The sequence below is a fragment of the Actinoplanes sp. NPDC048791 genome (assembly GCF_040650095.1).
Classification (GTDB): domain Bacteria; phylum Actinomycetota; class Actinomycetes; order Mycobacteriales; family Micromonosporaceae; genus Actinoplanes.
In genome coordinates this window covers 1-1,222 of sequence record NZ_JBEZGQ010001649.1, presented here as the reverse complement: position 1 = coordinate 1,222, position 1,222 = coordinate 1, and the positions used below count along the sequence as shown (strand labels likewise).

General features: G+C 74.5%; 2 protein-coding genes. Both read left to right on the top strand.

Features of this window, described 5'->3' with window-relative positions; all coding sequences use genetic code 11:
• The first annotated feature begins 100 nt into the window (after positions 1-100).
• Positions 101-403, top strand: a complete 303-nt coding sequence (locus tag AB0C29_RS49300; RefSeq protein WP_360835410.1) for a hypothetical protein — start codon at positions 101-103, stop codon at positions 401-403.
• Between the two features lie 25 nt (positions 404-428).
• Positions 429-1,222: TlyA family RNA methyltransferase (locus tag AB0C29_RS49295; protein ID WP_360835408.1), on the top strand; the 794-nt coding region annotated here is incomplete at its 3' end.

Genomic DNA, 1,222 nt, shown 5'->3' with positions numbered 1-1,222 from the left:
AGGCGACCCCGGCCGCCGGTGAGCCGGCTGCCGCCAAGAGCACCCCGGCCAAGAAGGCCGCCAAGAAGACGACCAACCCCGCCACGCCGGAGGCCACGCCGTGACGTACCCGAACCAGGCACCTCGTCCGGGCCCGCCGCCCGGCGGCTTCCGCCCGGGCCCGCCCCCCGGTGGTTTCCGTCCGGGTCCGTCGCCGCAGGGTGCCGGGCAGCCCGGCGAGCAGGCCGTACGGCCGGACCCCGAGTACCGCCTGGACGCCACGGGCGGCACCGGCCACCCCGCCGTCGACGCCGTGCTGCAGTCGCTGGCCAACGCGGCCACGCTCGCCCCGGGCGACCAGATCGCCGAGTACGAGGCCGCGCACCAGGTGCTGCAGGAGACCCTGGCCAGCATCGACCGCTGATCCCCGTACCGGAGAAAAGGTTTTCATGGCCCGCCGTGCGCGTCTCGACGCCGAGCTCGTCCGCCGTAAGCTCGCCCGTTCCCGTGACCAGGCGGCCGCGCTCGTCGCGGCCGGCCGGGTTCAGGTGCGCGGCACCGTGGCGCAGAAGGTCGCCACCATGATCGACCCGGCCGATCCGGTGGTGGTCACCGGCGACGACCCGGCCACCGAGTACGTCTCCCGGGGCAGTCACAAGCTGGCCGGGGCGCTGGCCGCCTTCACCGGGCTCGCCGTCGAGGGCCGCCGCTGTCTCGACGCCGGCGCCTCCACCGGCGGCTTCACCGACGTGTTGCTGCGGCGGGGCGCCGGGCACGTCTACGCCGTCGACGTCGGCTACGGGCAGCTGGCCTGGCCGCTGCGTACCGATGAGCGGGTGACCGTGATGGAACGCACGAATGTGCGTACCTTGACGCCCGACGTTCTCGGCGGCCCGGTCGACCTCACCGTCGCCGATCTTTCCTTCATCTCCCTGCGGCTCGTGCTGCCCGCGCTCGCCGCCTGCACCGGCATCGACGGTGATCTCGCGCTGATGGTCAAGCCGCAGTTCGAGGTCGGCAAGGAACGGGTCGGTTCCGGCGGTGTCGTCCGCGATCCGCTGCTGCGGGCCGAAGCCGTCCTGGATGTCGCCGCCACCGGCGCTCAGCTGGGGCTCGGCGTCGCCGGGGTGGCCGCGAGCCCGCTGCCCGGCCCGAGCGGCAACGTGGAGTTCTTCCTGTGGTTCCGCCGGGACGCCCCGCCGGCCGACGAGGCCCGCGTGCACGCCGTGGTCGCCACCGGCCC